This window comes from Comamonas avium, from assembly GCF_014836675.1.
Lineage (GTDB): Bacteria > Pseudomonadota > Gammaproteobacteria > Burkholderiales > Burkholderiaceae_C > Comamonas > Comamonas avium.
In genome coordinates, this window is the sequence record NZ_JACSQK010000008.1 from 24,820 (window position 1) to 45,490 (window position 20,671).

21 protein-coding genes are annotated in these 20,671 nt (G+C 55.9%); 12 read left to right on the forward strand and 9 right to left on the reverse strand.

Annotated elements, in window-relative coordinates; translation table 11 throughout:
• The first annotated feature begins 51 nt into the window (after positions 1–51).
• From H9646_RS15585 to H9646_RS15620, 8 genes are all read left to right on the forward strand, one after another.
• Positions 52–771 (forward strand): YebC/PmpR family DNA-binding transcriptional regulator, encoded by a 720-nt coding sequence (locus H9646_RS15585; RefSeq protein WP_191724311.1) that lies wholly within the window; start codon positions 52–54, stop codon positions 769–771.
• Positions 768–2,054 (forward strand): phosphoribosylamine--glycine ligase, encoded by a 1,287-nt coding sequence (purD, locus tag H9646_RS15590; protein WP_191724312.1) that lies wholly within the window; start codon positions 768–770, stop codon positions 2,052–2,054. The genes H9646_RS15585 and purD overlap by 4 nt, the downstream gene beginning before the upstream one ends.
• A gap of 11 nt (positions 2,055–2,065) precedes the next feature.
• Positions 2,066–3,007 carry an oxygen-dependent coproporphyrinogen oxidase gene (gene hemF, locus H9646_RS15595; RefSeq protein WP_287918235.1) on the forward strand — a complete coding sequence of 314 codons (942 nt, stop codon included), beginning with the start codon at positions 2,066–2,068 and terminating at the stop codon, positions 3,005–3,007.
• Between the two features lie 192 nt (positions 3,008–3,199).
• Positions 3,200–3,955: a ribosome silencing factor gene (gene rsfS / locus H9646_RS15600; RefSeq protein WP_191724313.1), complete on the forward strand. Its 756-nt coding sequence runs from the start codon at positions 3,200–3,202 to the stop codon at positions 3,953–3,955.
• A gap of 9 nt (positions 3,956–3,964) precedes the next feature.
• Positions 3,965–4,432, forward strand: a complete 468-nt coding sequence (gene rlmH, locus H9646_RS15605; protein WP_191724314.1) for a 23S rRNA (pseudouridine(1915)-N(3))-methyltransferase RlmH — start codon at positions 3,965–3,967, stop codon at positions 4,430–4,432.
• 174 nt (positions 4,433–4,606) lie between these two features.
• Entirely contained in the window at positions 4,607–5,221 is a 615-nt protein-coding gene (locus H9646_RS15610; RefSeq protein ID WP_191724315.1) for a Maf family protein, read from the forward strand.
• Between the two features lie 63 nt (positions 5,222–5,284).
• A complete protein-coding gene (gene rng, locus H9646_RS15615; RefSeq protein WP_191724316.1) occupies positions 5,285–6,772 on the forward strand; it encodes a ribonuclease G in 1,488 nt (495 codons plus the stop codon).
• Positions 6,773–7,298: 526 nt separating this feature from the next.
• Positions 7,299–8,867: a sensor domain-containing diguanylate cyclase gene (locus tag H9646_RS15620; RefSeq protein WP_318244934.1), complete on the forward strand. Its 1,569-nt coding sequence runs from the start codon at positions 7,299–7,301 to the stop codon at positions 8,865–8,867.
• Between the two features lie 317 nt (positions 8,868–9,184).
• Here H9646_RS15620 and H9646_RS15625 read toward each other — a convergent pair whose 3' ends face one another.
• The 3 genes from H9646_RS15625 to lexA form a co-directional block, all read right to left on the reverse strand.
• The gene (locus H9646_RS15625) at positions 9,185–9,346 is read right to left on the reverse strand and encodes a hypothetical protein (protein WP_191724317.1); all 162 of its coding nucleotides are present in this window, start codon (positions 9,344–9,346) and stop codon (positions 9,185–9,187) included.
• A gap of 174 nt (positions 9,347–9,520) precedes the next feature.
• On the reverse strand, positions 9,521–9,784 hold the full coding sequence (locus H9646_RS15630) for a hypothetical protein (protein WP_191724318.1): 264 nt from the start codon (positions 9,782–9,784) through the stop codon (positions 9,521–9,523).
• Positions 9,785–9,887: 103 nt separating this feature from the next.
• Positions 9,888–10,559: a transcriptional repressor LexA gene (lexA, locus tag H9646_RS15635; RefSeq protein WP_191724319.1), complete on the reverse strand. Its 672-nt coding sequence runs from the start codon at positions 10,557–10,559 to the stop codon at positions 9,888–9,890.
• 73 nt (positions 10,560–10,632) lie between these two features.
• On the opposite strand from lexA, the gene H9646_RS15640 reads away from it, so the two are divergent.
• Positions 10,633–11,598, forward strand: a complete 966-nt coding sequence (locus tag H9646_RS15640) for an asparaginase (RefSeq protein ID WP_191724320.1) — start codon at positions 10,633–10,635, stop codon at positions 11,596–11,598.
• 67 nt (positions 11,599–11,665) lie between these two features.
• Here H9646_RS15640 and adk read toward each other — a convergent pair whose 3' ends face one another.
• The 6 genes from adk to H9646_RS15670 form a co-directional block, all read right to left on the reverse strand.
• On the reverse strand, positions 11,666–12,322 hold the full coding sequence (adk, locus tag H9646_RS15645) for an adenylate kinase (RefSeq protein WP_191724321.1): 657 nt from the start codon (positions 12,320–12,322) through the stop codon (positions 11,666–11,668).
• Positions 12,323–12,724: 402 nt separating this feature from the next.
• Positions 12,725–13,495 (reverse strand): 3-deoxy-manno-octulosonate cytidylyltransferase, encoded by a 771-nt coding sequence (gene kdsB / locus H9646_RS15650; RefSeq protein WP_191724322.1) that lies wholly within the window; start codon positions 13,493–13,495, stop codon positions 12,725–12,727.
• Positions 13,492–13,674, reverse strand: a complete 183-nt coding sequence (locus H9646_RS15655; RefSeq protein WP_191724323.1) for a Trm112 family protein — start codon at positions 13,672–13,674, stop codon at positions 13,492–13,494. The genes kdsB and H9646_RS15655 overlap by 4 nt, the downstream gene beginning before the upstream one ends.
• A gap of 23 nt (positions 13,675–13,697) precedes the next feature.
• Positions 13,698–14,720 carry a tetraacyldisaccharide 4'-kinase gene (lpxK, locus tag H9646_RS15660; protein ID WP_191724324.1) on the reverse strand — a complete coding sequence of 341 codons (1,023 nt, stop codon included), beginning with the start codon at positions 14,718–14,720 and terminating at the stop codon, positions 13,698–13,700.
• Positions 14,721–14,730: 10 nt separating this feature from the next.
• Positions 14,731–15,159 carry an ExbD/TolR family protein gene (locus tag H9646_RS15665; protein WP_191724424.1) on the reverse strand — a complete coding sequence of 143 codons (429 nt, stop codon included), beginning with the start codon at positions 15,157–15,159 and terminating at the stop codon, positions 14,731–14,733.
• A gap of 18 nt (positions 15,160–15,177) precedes the next feature.
• Positions 15,178–15,810 carry a MotA/TolQ/ExbB proton channel family protein gene (locus H9646_RS15670; RefSeq protein ID WP_191724325.1) on the reverse strand — a complete coding sequence of 211 codons (633 nt, stop codon included), beginning with the start codon at positions 15,808–15,810 and terminating at the stop codon, positions 15,178–15,180.
• Between the two features lie 176 nt (positions 15,811–15,986).
• Here H9646_RS15670 and xseA point away from each other — a divergent pair, with 176 nt between their 5' ends.
• The 3 genes from xseA to H9646_RS15685 all read left to right on the forward strand — a co-directional run bounded on the left by xseA (position 15,987) and on the right by H9646_RS15685 (position 20,671).
• Entirely contained in the window at positions 15,987–17,303 is a 1,317-nt protein-coding gene (gene xseA, locus H9646_RS15675) for an exodeoxyribonuclease VII large subunit (RefSeq protein WP_191724326.1), read from the forward strand.
• 205 nt (positions 17,304–17,508) lie between these two features.
• A complete protein-coding gene (locus H9646_RS15680; RefSeq protein ID WP_191724327.1) occupies positions 17,509–18,093 on the forward strand; it encodes a superoxide dismutase in 585 nt (194 codons plus the stop codon).
• Between the two features lie 343 nt (positions 18,094–18,436).
• Positions 18,437–20,671: an NADP-dependent isocitrate dehydrogenase gene (locus H9646_RS15685; protein ID WP_191724328.1), complete on the forward strand. Its 2,235-nt coding sequence runs from the start codon at positions 18,437–18,439 to the stop codon at positions 20,669–20,671.

The following is a 20,671-nucleotide window of genomic DNA, read 5'->3' on the forward strand; positions in this document are numbered from 1 at the left end:
CAAAAGTAGAATCCGTGCCCAGTAGATTAAATCAAGACCAAAGGATTTCCTGTGGCAGGACATAGCAAATGGGCCAACATCCAGCACCGCAAAGGTCGCCAGGATGAAAAGCGTGGCCGTATCTGGACTCGAATCATTCGTGAAATCATGGTGGCAGCCCGCCAAGGCGGCGCTGACCTGAGTGCCAATCCACGTCTGCGCCTGGCTGTCGACAAGGCCAAGGCTGCCAATATGCCTGCCGACAACATCAAACGCAATATCGACAAGGCCACAGGCAATCTCGAGGGTGTCACCTACGAAGAAATTCGCTATGAAGGCTATGGCATTGGTGGTGCAGCCATCATTGTCGATACCATGACGGACAACCGGGTGCGTACCGTGGCGGATGTTCGCCACGCTTTTAACAAGTACGGTGGCAACATGGGCACGGAAGGCTCGGTGGCCTTTCAGTTCAAGCACTGCGGCCAGATCATTTTTGCCCCGGGTACTTCGGAAGACCTGGTCATGGAAGTTGCGTTGGATGCGGGAGCTGACGACGTGGTGACCGATGATGACGGCGCCATTGAGGTGCTGACCGCACCCGGGGCTTTTGAAGCCGTAAAGAACGCGTTGGAAGCCGCAGGTCTGAAGCCCGAAGTGGCCGAAGTGACCATGCGTGCTGAAAACACCATTGAGCTGCAAGGCGACGACGCTGAGCGCATGCAGAAACTGCTGGACGTACTGGAAGATCTGGACGACGTACAAGACGTCTACCACAACGCTGAAATATGAAAATTCTTGTGATTGGCGGCGGTGGCCGTGAACACGCTCTGGCGTGGAAATTGGCCCAGTCGCCCAAGGCGACTAAAGTGTTCGTGGCTCCTGGCAATGGGGGCACTGCGTTGGCAGGGGGTAAGTTGCAGAACTTACCTATCACGGATGTTGTGAAACTGCGCGAATGGGCGCAGGCGGAAGGTGTTGCGCTGGCTGTAGTCGGGCCTGAGGCTCCTTTGGCGGCAGGTGTAGTGGATGAATTTCGCGCACATGGCCTGAAGGTGTTTGGCCCCACCAAGGCTGCAGCGCAGCTGGAGTCTTCCAAAGCCTTTTCTAAGGCGTTTATGCGCCGCCATGGCATTCCTACGGCTGACTACGACACGTTCACGGATCCTGCGGCTGCGCATGATTTTGTGGAGCGCTTGGGCGCGCCCATCGTGATCAAGGCCGACGGCCTGGCCGCAGGCAAGGGTGTGGTTGTCGCAATGACGCTGCAAGAAGCCCACGACGCGGTGGACTTCATGCTGGTGGACAACAAATACGGCGTGCAGCACAACGAAGGTGGTGCGCGCGTGGTGATTGAAGAGTTCCTCTCGGGTGAAGAAGCTTCTTTTATTGTGCTGTGCGATGGCAAGAACGTGGTGGCCATGGCTACCAGCCAAGATCACAAGCGCCTGAAAGACAATGACGAAGGCCCTAACACGGGTGGCATGGGTGCTTACTCGCCCGCGCCAGTGGTGACTGCTGACGTGCACGCCCGTGCCATGCGCGAAATCATCTTGCCCACCATCCGTGGCATGGAAAAAGATGGCGTGCCGTTTACAGGCTTCCTGTACGCAGGGCTGATGATTGATGGCAATGGTCACCCCAAGACGCTGGAGTTCAACACCCGCATGGGAGACCCTGAAACCCAGCCCATCATGATGCGCTTGAAGAGTGATCTGGTGGACGTCATGCTGGCAGCCGTAGACGGCAAGCTGGAGCATGTAGAGCTGGAGTGGGACCGCCGCACCGCGCTGGGCGTCGTCATGGCTGCTGCCGGCTATCCAGAAGACCCGCGCAAGGGCGATGCCATTACCGGCCTGCCTGCTGAAGAAGACGATGCCGTGGTGTTCCATGCTGGCACTCAGCTCAACGATGCGGGTGTGCCTGTGACTACGGGCGGCCGTGTGCTGTGCGTCACGGTGCTGGCAGACAGCGTGCGCCAAGCCCAGCAGCGTGTGTATGACGTCACGCGTGGCATTCACTTTGACGGCATGCAATACCGCCGCGACATTGGTTTTCGCGCCATCAAAAGCTAAGGAATCTGCACGTGCAAGAGCAAATAACCACAGCCGAAAGCGTGCGAGCCTATTTACTGGGCTTGCAGGCGAGCATTACCCAGTCGCTGGAGGCTGTGGAAGCAGCTGCCGGTGCGGGTGCTGCCAAGTTCTTGGCAGACCCCTGGAAAAAAGGTGCTGATGAGCGCCTGCAGGGCGATGGCATCACCAAGATTTTGGAAAACGGCGTGGTGTTTGAGCGTGCGGGCTGTGGTTTTTCGCATGTGAAGGGCTCGCAGCTGCCTCCTTCGGCAACGCAGCACCGGCCTGAGCTGGCGGGTGCTCCGTTTGAAGCCATGGGTGTGTCACTGGTGTTTCATCCGCGTAACCCCTATGTACCAACGGTGCACATGAACGTGCGCATGATTGCTGCAGGCCACGAGGGTCAACCCAAGACTTGCTGGTTTGGTGGTGGCATGGACCTGACGCCTGTCTATGGCTTTGAAGAAGATGCCGTGCATTTCCACCGAACCTGTCGCGATGCGGTGCAGCCTTTTGGCCAAGGCTTGTACCCGCGCTTCAAGAAGTGGTGTGACGAGTATTTTTATCTCAAGCACCGTGACGAGCAGCGCGGCATTGGCGGCATCTTCTACGACGACTTCAGCGAACTGGGCCAGGATCAGGGTTTTGCCCTGATGCGTTCGGTCGGTGATGCATTTTTGACGGCTTATCTGCCTTTGGTAGAGCGCCGCAAGGACACGCATTACGGACCCGATCAAGTTGATTTCCAGCGCTACCGACGTGGCCGTTATGTGGAATTTAATCTGGTTTGGGACCGTGGTACGCACTTCGGGCTGCAGTCAGGAGGGCGTACGGAGTCCATCTTGCTGTCCATGCCACTGCATGCCAGCTGGAGCTACCAGCGCCAAGATGCCGTGGATACGCCTGAAGCAGAGCTCCTGAGCCAATACTTGGTGCGTCGCGACTGGCTTTGAGCCAGGCAAAACGCTATTGGCACAGGAAAACTATAATTTCAATAGCTGCCGACGACAGGGCCCCTGTGGTCGGCATTCTTTTTACAACCATAATAAAAGCCCTGTCAGCGTGGGGCAGCATATGAATGGGCCTTGAAGTCCTTCGTGCCACCGCGCTATATTGACCGGTATTTTCCAACCAGACATCGCCTGATGAGCACCTCCACACAATCGGATTCCGCAGCCAAGAAAGACGTGACCAAACTCCAGCGTGCCATCGTCGATGGCTTGGAAGACGTCAAGGCCCAAGATATTCAGGTTTTCAATACCGAGCACCTGTCACCGCTGTTTGAGCGTGTGATTATTGCTTCTGGTGCCTCCAGCCGCCAAACCAAGGCTTTGGCTTCCAGCGTGCGTGAAGCCGTCAAAAAGGCCGGTTTTGCTGTGCCTCGCCACGAAGGCGAAGAAAACGGCGAATGGATTATTGTCGATTGTGGTCAGTGTGTCGTGCACGTCATGCAGCCTACGATTCGCCAGTACTACCGCCTGGAAGAAATCTGGGGCGACAAGCCCGTGCGCTTGAAGCTGGGTGCTGCCAAGCCATCAAAGATTTTTGCCTCAGAAGACGCATCACAAGAAGCCAAGCCTGCCAAGCGCTCTGCAGCCAAGAAAACTGCAGCCGCGATTGACGGCAAGGTTGTGGTCAAGAAAGCTGCTTCCAAAAAGGCTGCTACACAGGCTGCCGCAGCAGCAGACAAGCCCGTTGCTGCCAAAAAACCAGCCGCTAAAAAGCCTGCAGCCAAATCGGCTGCTACGGCCAAGCCGGCTGTGAAGAAACCAGCTGCCAAGAAGGCCGCAGCACCTGCCAAGACAGTGGTTGTCAAGCCTATGAAGGCACGTGGTGCAGCTGGCCGTACAGCGTCTGCGGACAAGGCTCCCGCCAAGCGCGCTGCGCGGACTGCCAAGTAAGCATCAGCCATGAGACTGCTGATCGTGGCCGTAGGCCAGCATGTGCCTGACTGGGCACAGACAGCCTACGACGATTACGCCAAGCGGTTCCCGCATGAATTGAAGGTGGAAATCAAAACCGTCAAAACGGAGCCTCGCGGCTCCAAGACGGTGGTGACCTTGTACGCCGCTGAGCGCAAACGCATTGAAGCGGCCATTCCACGTGGGACCCGCATTGTGGTGCTTGATGAGCGCGGCACCAACTTGACAACCAAGGCCCTTGCGCAGCGTTTGCAGCACTGGCAATTGGAAGGCGATGATGTGGCGCTGGTGATCGGCGGGCCTGATGGGTTGGACCCTGAGTTTCGTCAGGCAGCGCATGAGCGAATCCGCCTGTCTGACCTGACACTGCCCCATGCGATGGTGCGTGTGCTGCTGATTGAGCAGCTCTACCGTGCGTGGTCAGTCAACGCAGGCCACCCTTACCATCGAGAGTAAGTTGTACCCTGTTTGAGTCTTCAAAGCCCTGCCATTTTTTGCAGGGCTTTATTTTTTGATGACGCCTGTGCGCGGTGTGCTGATTGCCCGCATGCATGGCTGCGTGGTACTATTTTTTTAATAGCTTCTGGCGCTTGAATTTCGGGTGCCAGCGTCCATTTTTATTTGAATCTGATGTCTGAATTTATCTATCTTGCCTCCCAAAGTCCGCGTCGCAGTCAACTGCTGCAGCAGCTGAATGTGCGCCATGAACTGCTGCTGCCCAACGCAGCGGCAGATGTGGTTGAAGATGCAGAGGCCATCGAGGCGGTGCTGCCCCATGAAGCACCGCACAGCTATGTGCAGCGTGTCACAGGACTCAAACTGGATGCGGCGGCTGCCCGTCTGGCGCGCCGGGGTTTACCGCTTGCACCGGTGCTCACATCTGACACGACCGTCGCTTTGGGGCAAGAGATTTTGGGCAAGCCCGCTGATGCGGCCCAGGCGCAAGCCATGCTGCGCAAGCTGTCTGGTCAAACCCATGAAGTGCTGACCGCTGTCGCTTTGCAAAGCGGCGGGCAGCGTTTGCAGGCGCTGTCGATCTCCAAGGTGCGCTTTATGGCCATGAGCGATGCGCAGATCGACGCCTATGTGGCCTCGGGCGAGCCTTTTGGCAAAGCTGGCGCTTATGGCATCCAAGGCTTGGCTGCAGCCATGATTGAGCACATCGAAGGCAGCTATTCGGGCATCATGGGTTTGCCCGTATTTGAAACTGCGCAATTGCTGCGTCAACTCGGCTGGAAGATATAAGCGCGGCATGCGCTTTGCATGCTTGCCTTATTGCACGCGATTCATCAAAAACAACAGGTACACATGCAGCAAGATATTTTGATCAACTGGTCGCCACAAGAAACACGTGTGGCGGTGGTGGAACTGGGTGCAGTGCAAGAACTACATACCGAACGCACGCTGGAGCGGGGTTTGGTGGGCAATATCTATCTGGGCAAGGTCTCGCGCGTGCTGCCGGGCATGCAGTCTGCCTTTATTGATATCGGGCTGGAGCGTGCTGCTTTTTTGCACGTGGCTGACGTATGGCACCGCCATGAAAGTGGCGATGCACCGATGATTGCGCGCAAGAACGAGCCGCCCAAACCCATCGAACACCAGGTGTTTGAAGGCCAGTCCATCGTGGTGCAGGTCATCAAAGATCCAATTGGTACCAAGGGTGCGCGGCTGTCCACGCAAATCAGCATTGCAGGGCGATTGCTGGTGCATTTGCCGCAAGACGAACACATTGGTGTTTCGCAAAAAATCACCCCCCAAGAGCGCGATGCCTTGCGTGAGCGCCTGCAGAAACTGGTGGGACTGAAAGAAAACGGAGGTGGCGGCGGATTCATTTTGCGCACCAACGGTGAAGACGCGTCTGACGAAGAGCTGGCCGAAGATATTGCCTACCTGCGCAAAACCTGGGCGCGCGTCAAATCTGCTGCCACCAGCTTGCCGCCCATGTCTGTATTGCACCAAGACTTGAATCTGCTGCAACGCGTGCTGCGTGATCTGGTGGGCGAGGTCACGCAAAGCATTCGCATTGACTCCAAGGAACAGTTCGACAAGTTGGTGGCCTTTGGCAAAGAGTTCATGCCCAGTGCAGTGCCCAAGCTGCAGCTGTACAGGGGTGAGCGACCCATTTTTGATCTGTATTCCATTGACGAAGAAATTGCCAAGGCACTGGGCCGGCGGGTGGATCTCAAATCTGGCGGCTATCTCATCATTGACCAGACCGAGGCACTGACCACCGTTGACGTCAACACTGGCGGCTACGTAGGGGCTCGCAATTTTGATGACACCATCTTCAAAACCAATCTGGAAGCCGCGCAGGCCATTGCACGCCAACTGCGCTTGCGCAACCTGGGCGGCATCATCATTGCCGACTTTATCGATATGGCACACGAAGAACACCGCGAGCAGGTGCTGGCCGAGTTGCGCAAACAACTCGTGCGTGACCGTGTCAAAACCATGTCTGGCACTTTTTCGCAACTGGGGCTGGTGGAGATGACGCGCAAGCGCACGCGCGAATCGCTGGCCCACATGCTGTGTGAACCATGTCCCGCCTGCCAAGGCAAGGGCAGCGTGAAAACCGTGCGCAGCGTGGCCTATGAAATATTGCGCGAAATCTTGCGTGAGGCTCGCCAGTTCAACCCCAAAGAATTTCGCGTAGTAGCCAACCCCGACGTGATTGACCTGCTGCTGGACGAAGAAAGTCAGCACTTGGCAGGCCTGAGCGACTTCATTGGCAAGCCCATCTCACTGAAGGCCGAGGGCGGCCTGGTGCAAGAGCAGTACGACATTGTGTTGCTGTAAGCGTGCTTCAGCGCGGCAATGCAGGCTGGTGCATCAGCTTGCTGTATTGGCGCTGTGGCTCTAACTTCCATGCTTTCAGGCTGATGGCTGCTATGGCTAAGACTGCCTAGGCACGGCTCATTCCATGCCGCTATCCGCAATCTTGCACGATGTGGCTGCATAAAAAGTCGTGCTTTGAGCAGTTGGTTTGGATCAGAAATCGTCCACTGCAGTGGTGTGCTGCGGCTCTGCCAGCATGTCTGAACGTATTGAATGCACACAGCGCAAAGTGCGCACAGCCTGCTAAGTCTGTACTCGAAGGTCTGGCTGGCAAAGGAGGACGGATTGCTGCAGTCGGTGCAGCAACCGTGCCCCCTGGCTGATGTCAGATTGATCCAGCAAACGTCACGTGATTAAACTGTGCTGCCGACTTGAATAAGCAGCACAGTTCAGCGTGAACCGAGATGGCTGCATGCACTTGGTGAATGTAATATTCATGATATTGATGGCTGGTCTTGCATGTTTACATTAAAGATTTTGAGTTGCTGTGCGAAATAAAAATAGAATTTCTGTAGATTTGAGAAAGCTGATTTTGATGCTTTCCATTCTGACTGGGCTCATTGTTGTTGTCAGTGCATTCTATGCGGCCCACAGCGTTCAGCGCCAGCAACTGGTCAAGGCATCGCTTGGTAATAATTATGTATATGCAGACAAGCTGGCAAAAACAACGGATGATTTCTTAAATTCGGCACAACAGCAACTAATGTTTTCGGCGGCTGTGCTTGCTGAAAATTTAGACAAGAAAAATATTTTAGAAGCTGAAGTAGACCGAGTCAGATTGCAAACTGATACATTCAACTCTGTGTTAATCGTTGATGTGAGTACTGAAGTTTTGGCAACCTCACCGGAGGCATTGCAAATCACAGGGCTGAAGCTGAGTACGCAAGGCGTTTTAGAGTCGATTGCTAAAAAGGCACCTGTTATAAGTGATCCTTATATCTCTACCGTAGGTAATTTGCTTGTATTTATATCTCACCCTATTTTTTCTTCAAAAGGAGATTATCAGGGGTTTATAGCTGGGACAATTTATTTAAAACAAGCAAGCGCTCTACATAGGTTGCTGGGTGAGCATTATCATAAAGATGGTTCTTATATTTATGTGGTCGACAAGAACAAAAGGCTTCTATACCATCCCAATCAAGCGAGATTGGGTAGCGTGGTTGAGTATAATGCGGTAATAAATAGAGTTGTTCAAGGGCAAGAGGGTGAGTCGGTGGTCTTGAACAGCGAGGGCATTGAAATGATTGCAGGTTTTGCAATCTCAAAAAAAGCTGAATGGGGCATCATTGCGCAACGGCCCATGAGCGCAGCACTGGTGCCTCTGGAAACATTGATGCAGCAAGTCATTTACAAAACCTTGCCTGCAGTGATTCTGTGTTTTATTTTTATTTTGTGGTCAGCTAAAAAAATATCAACGCCACTGAAAATGCTGGCTGACAGTGCACACAAGATGAATGAAGATGAGACTGAGAAAAATATACAAAGCGTCAAGTCCTGGTATTTTGAGTCTCAAGAACTAAAAAAGGCCCTGCTGCTGGGTGTTGGTTTGCTTCACAATAATATTAAAAAACTTCGTGAGGATCTTCACAAAGATCCGCTCACGGGACTTGGTAATAGAAGAAACCTGGATGCGACAATTCAAGAGTTTAAAAATCTTGAAATCAAATTCTCAATTATCACAATTGATATCGATTACTTCAAAAAAATCAACGATACATATGGCCATGACGTTGGTGACAAAGTAATCAAGAATTTAGCCAATATTCTTGCGAATGTTTGTCGTCTGAATGATGTGCCCTGTCGTATTGGTGGTGAAGAATTTTTAATACTCTTGCCTAATACAAGAAAAGAAGATGCTGCAAAAATTGCTGAAAGACTGAGAGTGAATGTGGAACAAGCCGAAATGCCAATGGTCGGCAAAATCACCATTTCTCTGGGGATCTCTAGTTACCCGGATGATTCGGTAGATGTTATCTCTGTCTTGAAGTACGGAGACGAAATGCTTTATAAGGCAAAGCACAATGGCCGTAATCGCGTAGAAGTTTTTGATGTTTGATCTAGGTGGGCGTATTCATTTGTTTAATATGAATTGAGCGCCTGAAAAATATTTTTATATTACAAAAGCAATCCAGAGCGACGATGGATGTCGCAGGATAGAAGCTGCGAAAAGTCGTTGGCCTAGCGATAACCAAATGCAGATGGATCCACAGGAGCGAAGCGCGTCACATATGCGCGGAGGATGTGCGCCTCCTTAGGCTTCTAGTTTTGGGCTGCAGCAGGGTTATTCCAGGCTTTTGCTGCTAGCGTGCATGGGTCCGTGCCATCTTCATGCTGGGCATATGCAGCGGGAGCATGGGCAGTGAACGTGTCACGTCAGGCTTGCGGTTTTGCACGTGGAAGGTTGGCCTTGGCACGTTCCCAGGTTAAGCGCACATCGGTTTGCTCTGCAGTGCGGTAAGTAAAGCTGCGGCCCATCAGCCCTCCGCTACTGGGTAAAACGGGTTGGCGCGATGTGGAGTTGGGCGTTGTGCTCATGAATCCTCCTGCCGGTGCAATGTGGTCTTGTGAATCTTGATGACCCATGGATGGCATCGTGCAGCAATTTGATGCCTCTGGATCAGCCTTGTTTGCCATGGTGCATGTCAGGATTTTTCGATCCCTCTGTGGCTGTTCAAAAACATTCACTTTGTGGCTCGAGCTAGCAGACCATTACTGTGCTGCAATGCGCCAAATGTTGTTCTGCTCTTGAGCGGCGAGCTCATCCAGGGCTGCGCAGACATCGCCCAGTTTTCCAGACAATACAAAGCGGGAATTGTCGGCATCTTTCATGCGGCGCATTAAGCGCACATTGCCTGTGCACACCTGGCGATCAACCATGTGCGCTGGCAGATCAATGAAGCGTGCCTGGTTGGACGCCTTGTGGGCGGCTGGGCTGATACGGGGCAAAGGTAGCTCGCAGTAAAAAAATTGCATGGCGATTTCCTCTGGTGGGTGGGTGAAGGGAGGCAAAAACAGGCTGCAGCAATCCCTGCGGCACACAACGCCGCATTCGCAAGGATGAAATGGGTAGAGCGGGTTAGAGCTGGAAGGCGTTGCGAATCAAGCCGACAGCCAGTCCTTCAATCGCAAAACTTTCGTTGTCATCTACCTGGATGACCGGGTAGTCTGGGTTTTCTGGCAGCAGCTCGATGCCGGTGCTTGACTTGCGCAGGCGTTTGACGGTGACTTCATCACCCAGACGGGCCACCACGATTTGGCCGTTGCGTGCTTCACGGGTTGACTGGACTGCCAGCAAATCTCCATCCAAGATGCCAGCATCGCGCATGGACATGCCGCGTACGCGCAAGAGGTAATCTGGCTTGGTGGCAAACATGCTGCTTTCAACGGCAAAGCTCTGGTCGATGTGCTCTTGCGCCAAAATGGGTGATCCGGCTGCCACGCGGCCCACCAGTGGCAGCAGCAACGGTTGCATCGCGGCCATAGGCAAGTCAAAGTGTGTGCCACGTGCAGCATTGATGTGGCGCACAGCGTCGCTGACCAGGCGTATGCCGCGTGAAGTTCCGCTGACCAGTTCTAGAACGCCCTTGCGTGCTAGTGCTTTCAGGTGTTCTTCGGCAGCGTTGGCGGATTTAAATCCCAAGGTGCGTGCAATTTCTGCACGGGTAGGCGGTGCGCCTGTGCTTGAAATAGCATCTTGGATAAGGTCCAGAATTTGCTGCTGTCTGGGGGTGAGTGTGGTGTGCTCCATGCCTGTCCTTGCTTGGGATAACTGTTTGTTTATCCAGTACCTGTATTTTTAACCAGTTTTGGGAAGGCTGCAAGTGTCTACGAGAAGAAAAATTGTGATCTTGGGTACAGGGGGAACCATTGCAGGGCTGGGTCATGCCGATGGGGGCAGCGTTGGCTATAAGGCTGCTCAGATTGGTGTTGCACAGCTGCTACAGCCCATTGCACAAGGGTGCCTGCAAGGACACTTCGCATTTGAAGTGGCGCAAATCGCGCAGCTCGATAGCAAAGACATGGATATCTGTACCTGGCAGCAACTGGCCACAGCTTGCGCCAGCTGGCTGGAGCAAGAAGACGTGGCAGGCGTGGTCATTACCCATGGCACAGACACGCTGGAAGAGACCGCCTGGTTCTTGCAGTGCGTACTGCAGTGCTCCAAACCTGTGGTGCTTACGTGTGCGATGCGCCCGGCAACGGCGCTGTCAGCAGATGGCCCTGCCAATTTGCGTGATGCGCTGGTTTGTGCCGCCCATGGTTTGCCGGGTGTCTGGGTGGCTGCTGCGGGCGAAGTGCATGCTGCGCAATGTGTGCGCAAGGTGCATCCGTATAGGTTGAATGCTTTTTCCTCTGGTGCGGCAGGGCCTGCAGGCTGGGTGGAAGAAGGGCGTGTGCGCTGGGGGACTACTGAAGCTCAGCTTGGTGGTGAAAGCTCTGCAGTGCCTGCGCGCGCCTGGAGCAGGGATGCTGCGCAGTGGCCCTGGGTGGAGATTGTCACCAGCACTGCCTGTGCACGCGCTGAGGCAGTTGACGCATTGGTGGCGGGGGGCGTCAAGGGGCTGGTGGTGGCTGGCACGGGCAATGGTTCTATCCATGAAGCCTTGCAGCAAGCCCTTCGCAGGGCGGTGAGCCAAGGTGTGCGGGTTTGGCGCAGTACACGTTGTGAGCAGGGGCAGATCGTGCTGGCCGATGGCGAGTGCGATCCCGGTGTAACGCCACTGAGCCCAGTGAAGGCGCGTATCAGTTTGATGCTGACACTGCTGCAGATACAGGTACAGGGGTAGTGCAAAGGCGGTGCAGGCATAAAAAAAGCTGCCACAAGGGCAGCTTTTTTGTGGGCAATAGCCGCAATTAAGCGCTCAGTGCTTCAAAGGCGCGTGCAGTGATTTCTTCTACGGAGCCCATGCCGCTGATTGCGCGGTACTTGGGTGCGTGTGCCGGGTCTTCCTTGGCCCATGCCTGGTAGTAATCAACCAATGGACGAGTCTGGCTGCTGTACACGTCCAGACGTTTTTTTACGGTTTCTTCTTTGTCGTCTTCACGTTGCACCAAGTCCTCGCCGGTCACGTCATCCTTGCCTTCTGTCTGAGGGGCATTGAACTTGATGTGGTAAGTGCGACCCGATGCTGGGTGTGAACGGCGGCCGCTCATGCGTTCGATGATGGCATCGAAAGGCACGTCGATCTCCAGCACATAGTCCAGATGCACACCGGCTGCCTTCATGGCATCAGCCTGGGGGATGGTGCGGGGGAAGCCGTCAAACAGGAAGCCATTGACGCAATCTGTCTGGGCGATGCGTTCTTTGACCAGGTTGATGATCAGATCATCGCTGACCAGCTGACCCGCATCCATGACTGCCTTGGCTTGCTGGCCCAGCGGTGTGCCAGCCTTGACTGCGGCACGCAGCATGTCGCCCGTAGAGATTTGGGGGATGCCGAACTTCTGGCAGATGAAGGCGGCTTGCGTGCCTTTGCCGGCGCCGGGTGCGCCCAACAAAATCAGTTTCATGGAGATCCTCGAAATGTAGAAATTCTTGGTGGAGCGGGGGCTTTTCTTGAACAAGAAAAGCAGGCAGCAACCGCTCGATATTCGTTCAAGGATAGCACGCACGCCCTTGTTTTTGACTTACAAAACGCAGAGATATTCCCGTAGATGCAGTTTCTGAACAGCTGTTTTTCGTGCTTGACAGCGGTGTGTAGCGGTGTTTGTCAACTATGCACGGCAGGAATGAATGCCATGGGTTGTCTGCATGTCTTGTAGAAGACTGGGCGGGTTGTTGTATAAAAAATGAGCAGTTAGCGCTGACGTGACTTTGTTTTGCGTATCAAAGAATTCGCAAAACATGATGGAACCAGCGCTAACTGCTCTTATTTTTCCTTCATATTTCAGAAATTTCAGAAATATGAAGGATCAGGCGTGCTGCAACAACGCGCGAACACGCTCAAGGTCTTCGGGTGTATCCACGCCAGCGCCCGGGGCGCTGTGTGTGATGTACACCGCAATCGAGTGGCCGTGCCACAGGGCTCGCAGCTGTTCCAGCGACTCAACGGCCTCGGTGGGCGCGGGCTGGAGCTGCGGAAAGCCGCGCAAAAACCCTGCGCGGTATGCGTATATGCCAACGTGGCGCAAGGGGGTGAAAGTGCTGTTTTCATCCCACCATTGCGCGCTGGCTTGGTCGCGGTGCAATGGAATGGGGGCTCGGCTGAAGTAGTGGGCCAAGCCTTGTGCGTTGCAGACAACTTTGACGACGTTGGGGTTCACGTAATCTTCAAGGCTGGCAATGGGGTGGGCAGCTGTGCCCATGCTGGCGGTGGGCGCTGCGGCCAGCACCTGTGCGACTGCATCAATCAGGGCCGGGTCAATCAGCGGCTCGTCGCCTTGCACGTTGACCACCATGTCGTCGCTATCGAGGCCCAGTTGTGTGCAGGCCTCGGCCAGACGATCGCTGCCGCTGGGGTGGTCGCCGCGCGTGAGGATGGCGTCAATGCCATGGGCCAGGCAGGCTTGCACGATGGATGGGCTGTCGGCTGCAACGACCACGCGGGTTGCAGCGCTTTTGCGCGCCTGCAGGGCTACGCGCACCACCATGGGCACGCCTGCAATATCGGCAAGTGGCTTGTTGGGCAGACGGCTGGAGGCCAGACGCGCTGGAATCAGAACAGTGAAGCTCACGGTGCTCACGCTTGCAGTTCGCTGTCGTCCAGAGTGCGGGCTTCGTTTTCCAGCAAGATGGGCATGCCATCACGCACGGGATAGGCAAGGCGCGCGCTTTGCGAGATCAATTCTTGGCGCTCCTTGTCAAAGCGAAGTGGGCCTTTTGTGACGGGGCAGACCAGAAGTTCAAGCAGTTTGGGATCCATAGCGGTGTACCGGTGGGTGTTCTTTAATGGGGTGATGATAGGCACGGCTGGGCATCCAGCAGATCAAAATAGCCTTGATCCACTTGCAAATGCAGGGGCACAGCCAGTGCCTGCGGCATGGTTTGCCAGATTTTGGCAGCGTCTTTTTCAGTGCACACAACGAGCAAATGCTCATCCGTTGGGCGTTGCCAGCTTTCAAAATTGTAGTGATCGGGTAAGCCTTCGGTGCTGACCACGTTCAGAGACTGGGCGCGCAGCATGGCAAAAAACTCTTCAGGCCGGGCAATGGCGGCCAAGGCGTGCAGCGCTTGATCTTGCAAGTCAGACAGTGCCACGCGGGTGCCATCGCTGCGTACAGCAAAGGGTGCCAGCTGGCGCTGCAGCAGAAAACTGGGGGTGCTTGCAGGCGTGCCCTGCGGCGGTTGCGGCGCTGAATGCAGTACAGCGGTTACTGGGCGCGGCCAGGGCTCGCGCAAAGGACCGGCAGGCAGCAGCCAGCCGTTGCCAATGCCTTCGCTGTTGAATACACACACCTGTACATCGCGTGCCAAGGCATGGTGCTGCAGGCCATCGTCGCATACGAGGACGTTAGTTGCCGGGTAAGCCGCCAGCAAGGCACGGGCGGCGGCGATGCGCTGGCGAGCCACAAACACGGGCACGCCACTGGTGCGGGCCATCAGCAGGGGTTCGTCGCCCACGTCTTGCGGCGCAGATTGGGCCGTGGCCTCACGGCAGTCATCGGTGCTGCGGCCGTAGCCGCGCGAGATGATGCCGGGCGTAAGGCCCCGTGCCTGCAGGTGTGCCACGGTGGCCAGAGTGACGGGCGTTTTGCCGGCGCCGCCTGCAATCACGTTGCCAATGACGATGACAGGCACGCCTGGATGCTGTGCCTTTTTCAAACCCCATTGATACAGTTTGCGCTGCATCCCAGAGAGCGCGCCGTACAAGGCCGCAGCGGGCAACAAAGCCCATGCCGCCAGGCTGCGGCTGCGCCAGATCGTGCGAAGCCTGTCTGAGCCTGTGCCCTGATGGGCTGGGGTGCGCATGCTGTGCGTCTTATTTTTTGCCAGCCGCGGCGGCGGATTGCGTGGCAAAGGTGATTTGCGTTAACCCCGCACGCCGGGCGGCTTCCATGGCAGAAACCACGGACTGGTGGGGCGCGGCTGCGTCGGCGCTGATGATGACAATGCTATCGCCACCTGCGGGGGCTGCACCAGCCAAAGCGCTGGCGATGGCATCTACGGAGCGGTCTTCCAGCGCATTTTTGTCAATGGCGTAGCGGCCATCGGCAGCAATCGAGATGACGACTTCCTTGGGACGATCGCGCATCTTCTCAGTGTCAGCCGTGGGCAGCGTAAGCTGCAGCTCGGTGAACTTGCTGTAGGTGGTGCTCAGCATCAGGAAGATAAGCACCACCAGCAGCACGTCAATGAACGGAATCAAATTGATCTCTGGTTCTTCCGTGCGGCGGGGGCGAAAATTCATGGCCATGGTGCGCTTCGCTTACTTTGTACGCAGATGGTTGAGGTGGCGCACAAACTGCTCGCTGGCCAGCTCCAGCTGCAGCAGGTAGGCATCGACCCGTGCGCGGAAGTACTTCCAGAAGATCAGCGCAGGGATCGCCACGATCAAGCCAAACGCGGTGTTGTACAGCGCAATAGAGATGCCGTGCGCCAATTGGCCAGGGTTGCCTGTACCCATTGCGCCAGAGCCGGACTGCGAGCCAAAAATTTCAATCATGCCAATGACCGTGCCCAGCAAGCCCAGCAAGGGGGCTGCAGAGGCAATGGTGGCCAGCGCGCCCAGATACTTTTCCAGGCGGTGAGCGACGGCCCGGCCCGTTGATTCCATGCGCATGCGCAGATCTTGTTCACTGCTTTTTGGGTGGGCGTTGAGCTGCTGCATGCCACTGGCCAGCACTTCGCCCAGCGCACTGTTTTGCGCCAGTTGCTGAATCACGTCGTTGGAGGGCAGGCGGTCCTTAGAGACGGCGATGGCCTCATCGAGCAACTTGGCAGGGGCGACACGTGCGGTTTTCAGGGAGACAAAGCGCTCAAAAATCAGCGCCAAGGCAAAGATGGAACATGCAATAAGAGGCCAGATGGGCCAGCCAGCGGCCTGTATGATCGACAGCAACTTTATTTCTCCCGTGCTTGTGTGTTGTTTGCTTGCAGCCATGCATTATCACGCAGCGTCTGCGCCGTGCCTGGCTTGCCAGCCTTGATTTGCGCGCATTTGGCTGGCATCAAAGCTTAAGCGCATGCCTGTGGGTTGCGCTGTTGTTTTCTGTGTCCGCCTGAGAGTCTTTCCTAATGTCTTTCTTTGATCACGCATCCGCCCTTGCTCAACCCCGTGTCTGGGACGTCGGCGCGCTGTGCCGCGCGATTGCCGACAGCCTGGAGGCGCGCTTTAACCCCGTGACGGTGCGCGGTGAAATTACGGGCTTTTCACGCGCAGGCAGTGGGCACTGCTACTTCAGCATCAAAGATGCGGCGGGGCAGTTGCGTTGTGCCATGTTTCGCCGCGCCGCCATGGCGATGGACTTCACACCGCGCGACGGCGAGCTGGTGGAAGTGCGTGGCAAGCTGGGTGTGTATGAGCAGCGTGGTGATCTGCAGCTGATTGTGGACAGCCTGCAGCGCGCCGGGCAGGGCGCTTTGTTTGAGCAGTTTCTGCGCGTCAAAGCCCAGCTTGAGGCACAAGGGCTGTTTGATGCAGCCCGCAAGCGCCCTTTGCCTGTCATGCCACGCGGCATTGGGGTGGTGACCTCGCTGGGGGCTGCTGCCCTGCACGATGTAGCCACTGCTTTGCGCCGCCGGGTGCCGCATATCCCTGTGCTGATTGCACCGTCTTTGGTGCAGGGGGGGGAGGCGCCAGCATCCATTGTTCAGGCTTTGACGCAGCTTTACGCACTGGCGCAGCGCCAAGGCCAAGCTGGTGTGCCGCCGGTGGACGTGATTTTGCTGGTGCGTGGCGGAGGCTCCATGGAGGACCTGTGGGCGTTTAATGACGAGCAAGTCGCGCGCACGATCGTGCAAAGCCCGGTGCCTGTGATTTGTGGGGTTGGTCACGAAACTGATTTCACCATTGCCGACTTTTGCGCCGACTTGCGCGCTCCTACGCCCACTGCGGCTGCAGAGCTGGTAGCGCTGCCACGCCAGAACTGGCTGGATGGGTTGACCTTGATGGAGCAGCGCATTCAGTCTGGTGTGCTGCGCCAAATTGATAAAAATGCCCAGCGTCTGGATGCCACCGCAGTGCGTCTGGGGCGGCCCAGCCAGCAAATGGCACATCAGCGTCTGCATCTGTCGCAGCTCAAGCAGCGTGCACACCATGGGCTGCTGATGAAGATGCAGCAACACCTGCACAGGCATCAAGCATTACAGACAGGTTTTGCTCAAAAAACGGTGCAACATTTAAAGGCGCAGCGGCAATGGGTGGCGCAAATGCAGCAGCGCATGGAGCTGCTCAATCCCCTGCGGGTGCTGGAGCGTGGCTACAGTGTGCTGACTACGCAAAGCGGGCAAGTCATCAGCCGGGTAGAGCAGGCTGCGGTCGGCGCGCCTCTGAAAGCGGTGCTGGCCGATGGCGTTTTGGATGTGACAGTCACTCAGCCCAAGCTTCTATAAGGCCTGACATAGCCAGGTGCTTTCGCTTTAATAGCTAAAACGCTTAACTTGTAGCTGCAATACACTTAGGTTCTTCCTACAATGGCTGACAAGGCGTGTTGTTTGCGCCAAGTCAAAATGCATGCTCAGGCCTGCTGCATTGCAGGTGGCGCTACCGCGCACTGTGCTGGACTTCTAATTATTTAAACCACGACGAGGATTCAAGATGGAACATACCTTGCCCCAGTTGCCTTACGCTATTGACGCGCTGGCTCCCCACTACAGCAAAGAAACTTTTGAATACCACCACGGCAAGCACCACAACACGTATGTGGTGAACCTGAACAACCTGATCAAGGGCACAGAGTTCGAGGCCTTGTCGCTGGAAGAAATCGTTAAGAAGGCCAGCGGTGGCATCTATAACAATGCAGCCCAGCACTGGAACCACAGCTTTTTCTGGAAGTGCATGACCCCCAATGGCGGCGCAGCACCAACAGGCAAGCTGGCGGATGCCATCAACGCCAAGTTCGGCAGCTTTGACAAGTTCAAGGAAGAGTTCGCCAAGTCGGCAGCAGGCAATTTTGGTTCGGGCTGGACATGGCTGGTCAAGAACGCCGACGGTTCCGTTGAAATCGTGAACACCGGCGCTGCTGGCAACCCCATTGTTGACGGCAAGACACCGCTGATCACGGTGGACGTGTGGGAACACGCGTACTACATCGACTACCGCAACGCGCGCCCCAAGTTCCTGGAAGTGTTCCTGAACAATCTGGCCAACTGGAAGTTCGCGGAAGAAAATTACGCAGCCTGACACTTCGCTGTCATCGCAGACCGTGAGGTTCGTCAAGCCCGCTGGTGAAAGCCCGCGGGCTTTTCTTTTGCTGCGCTGTTAGATTGCACAAAGCAAACACTAAACAATGCTTGCGTCAATCAAGTCTTATAGAAGAGTTTTTAAATAACTCTTGTACAAGAGTTGGTAAAAAGCGCAGATCAACGGTTAGAATTTTGCATCATGGGAGTCTGCTTCACGCATGCGAAATCTGTGGCTGCTTTTTGCGCAGTCCAGATGGCAGCACTGCAGCGGGCAACCCGGTCGGGAGCAGGTCATAAGTGCCTATCCACATCCCAGCAATCCATTGAGCCAAAAGCAAGAGATGACAACACAGCAATCCACCATCATCTACACCCTGACGGATGAAGCTCCCCGTCTGGCGACCAGCGCGTTTTTGCCCGTCGTGCAAGCTTTCGCTTCCACTGCTGGCGTGAATGTAGAGACCAGCGACATCTCCGTTGCTGCCCGTATCCTGAGCGAATTCAACGACGTGCTGCCAGAAGCGCAGCGCGTACCTAACACCTTGGCAGAGCTGGGCAAGCTGACTTTGACGCCCGATGCCAACATCATCAAGTTGCCCAACATCTCCGCATCGGTGGCGCAGCTGATGGCCGCCATCAAGGAGCTGCAGGGCAAGGGCTACGCACTGCCTGACTACCCTGAAGACCCCAAGACTGACGAAGACAAAGCCATTTTGGCGCGCTACTCCAAGTGCATTGGCTCGTCTGTGAACCCCGTGCTGCGCGAAGGCAACTCTGACCGCCGCGCACCTGCTGCGGTCAAGAATTACGCCAAGAAGCACCCCCATTCGATGGGTGAGTGGAAGCAATGGTCGCGTACCCATGTTTCGCACATGCACGAAGGCGACTTCTACCACGGTGAAAAGTCCATGACGCTGGACAAGGCCCGTGATGTGAAGATGGTGCTGGAGACTGCGTCGGGCAAGTCCATCGTGCTCAAGGAAAAGGTAGCGCTGAAAGACGGCGAAATCATCGACTCCATGTTCATGAGCAAGAAGGCGCTGTGCGACTTCTATGAAAAAGAGCTGGACGACTGCAAGGAAGCGGGCATCTTGTTCTCGCTGCACGTCAAAGCCACCATGATGAAGGTCTCGCACCCCATCGTGTTTGGTCACTGCGTGAAGATCTATTACAAGGACGCGTTTGCCAAGCATGGCAAGCTGTTTGACGAGCTGGGCGTGAACGTGAACAACGGCATGTCGACGCTCTACGAAAAGATCGAGACCCTGCCCACTTCGCAGCGCGAAGAAATCATTCGTGATTTGCACGCCTGTCACGCTGGCCGCCCCGAGCTGGCCATGGTGGACTCGGCCAAGGGCATCACCAACTTCCATTCGCCCAACGACATCATTGTGGATGCATCCATGCCCGCCATGATTCGCCAGGGTGGCCAGATGTGGGGTGCTGACGGCAAGCCTTACGAGTGCAAGGCCGTGATGCCGGAGTCGACTTTTGCCCGTATCTATCAGGAGATGATCAACTTCTGCAAGTGGCACGGCAACTTTGACCCCCGCACCATGGGCACAGTGCCCAACGTGGGCCTGATGGCGCAAAAAGCCGAAGAGTACGGCTCGCACGACAAGACGTTCGAGATCTCTGAAGCCGGTGTGGCCAACATTGTGGACATCGCCACTGGCGAAGTGCTGTTGACCCAGAACGTGCAAGAGGGCGACATCTGGCGCATGTGCCAGGTCAAGGACGCGCCTATCCGCGACTGGGTGAAGCTGGCCGTCACACGTGCCCGCAACTCTGGCATGCCTGCAATTTTCTGGCTGGATGCTTACCGTCCCCACGAAGCCGAGCTGATCAAGAAGGTGCGTACGTACCTGAAGGACCACAACACGGAAGGTCTGGACATCCAGATCATGAGCCAGGTGCGCGCCATGCGTTTCACCCTGGAGCGTGTCGCCCGTGGCCTGGATACCATCTCGGTGACCGGCAACATTTTGCGCGACTACCTGACCGACCTGTTCCCGATCATGGAGCTGGGCACCTCGGCCAAGATGCTGTCCATCGTGCCTTTGATGGCCGGTGGCGGCATGTACGAAACAGGTGCGGGCGGCTCTGCTCCCAAGCACGTTCAGCAACTGGTGGAAGAGAACTTCCTGCGCTGGGATTCGCTGGGTGAATTCCTGGCGCTGGCCGTGTCGCTGGAAGACATGGGCATCAAGTACAACAACGCCCAAGCCAAGCTGCTGGCCAAGACGCTGGATCAGGCAACCGGCAAGTTGCTGGACGAGAACAAGTCACCAGCGCGCAAGGTCGGGCAGATCGACAACCGTGGCAGCCAGTTCTATCTGTCGCTGTACTGGGCGCAAGCTTTGGCAGCGCAAACGGAAGACGCAAGCCTGGCTGCCAAGTTCGCGCCTTTGGCCAAGACGTTGACCGAAAACGAAGCCAAGATCGTGGCCGAGCTGGGCGCCGTGCAAGGCAAGCCCGTGGACATTGGCGGTTACTACCAGCCTGACCTGTCCAAGCTGGATACGGTCATGCGCCCCAGCGCAACGTTCAACGCTGCGATTGCATCGCTGGCTTAA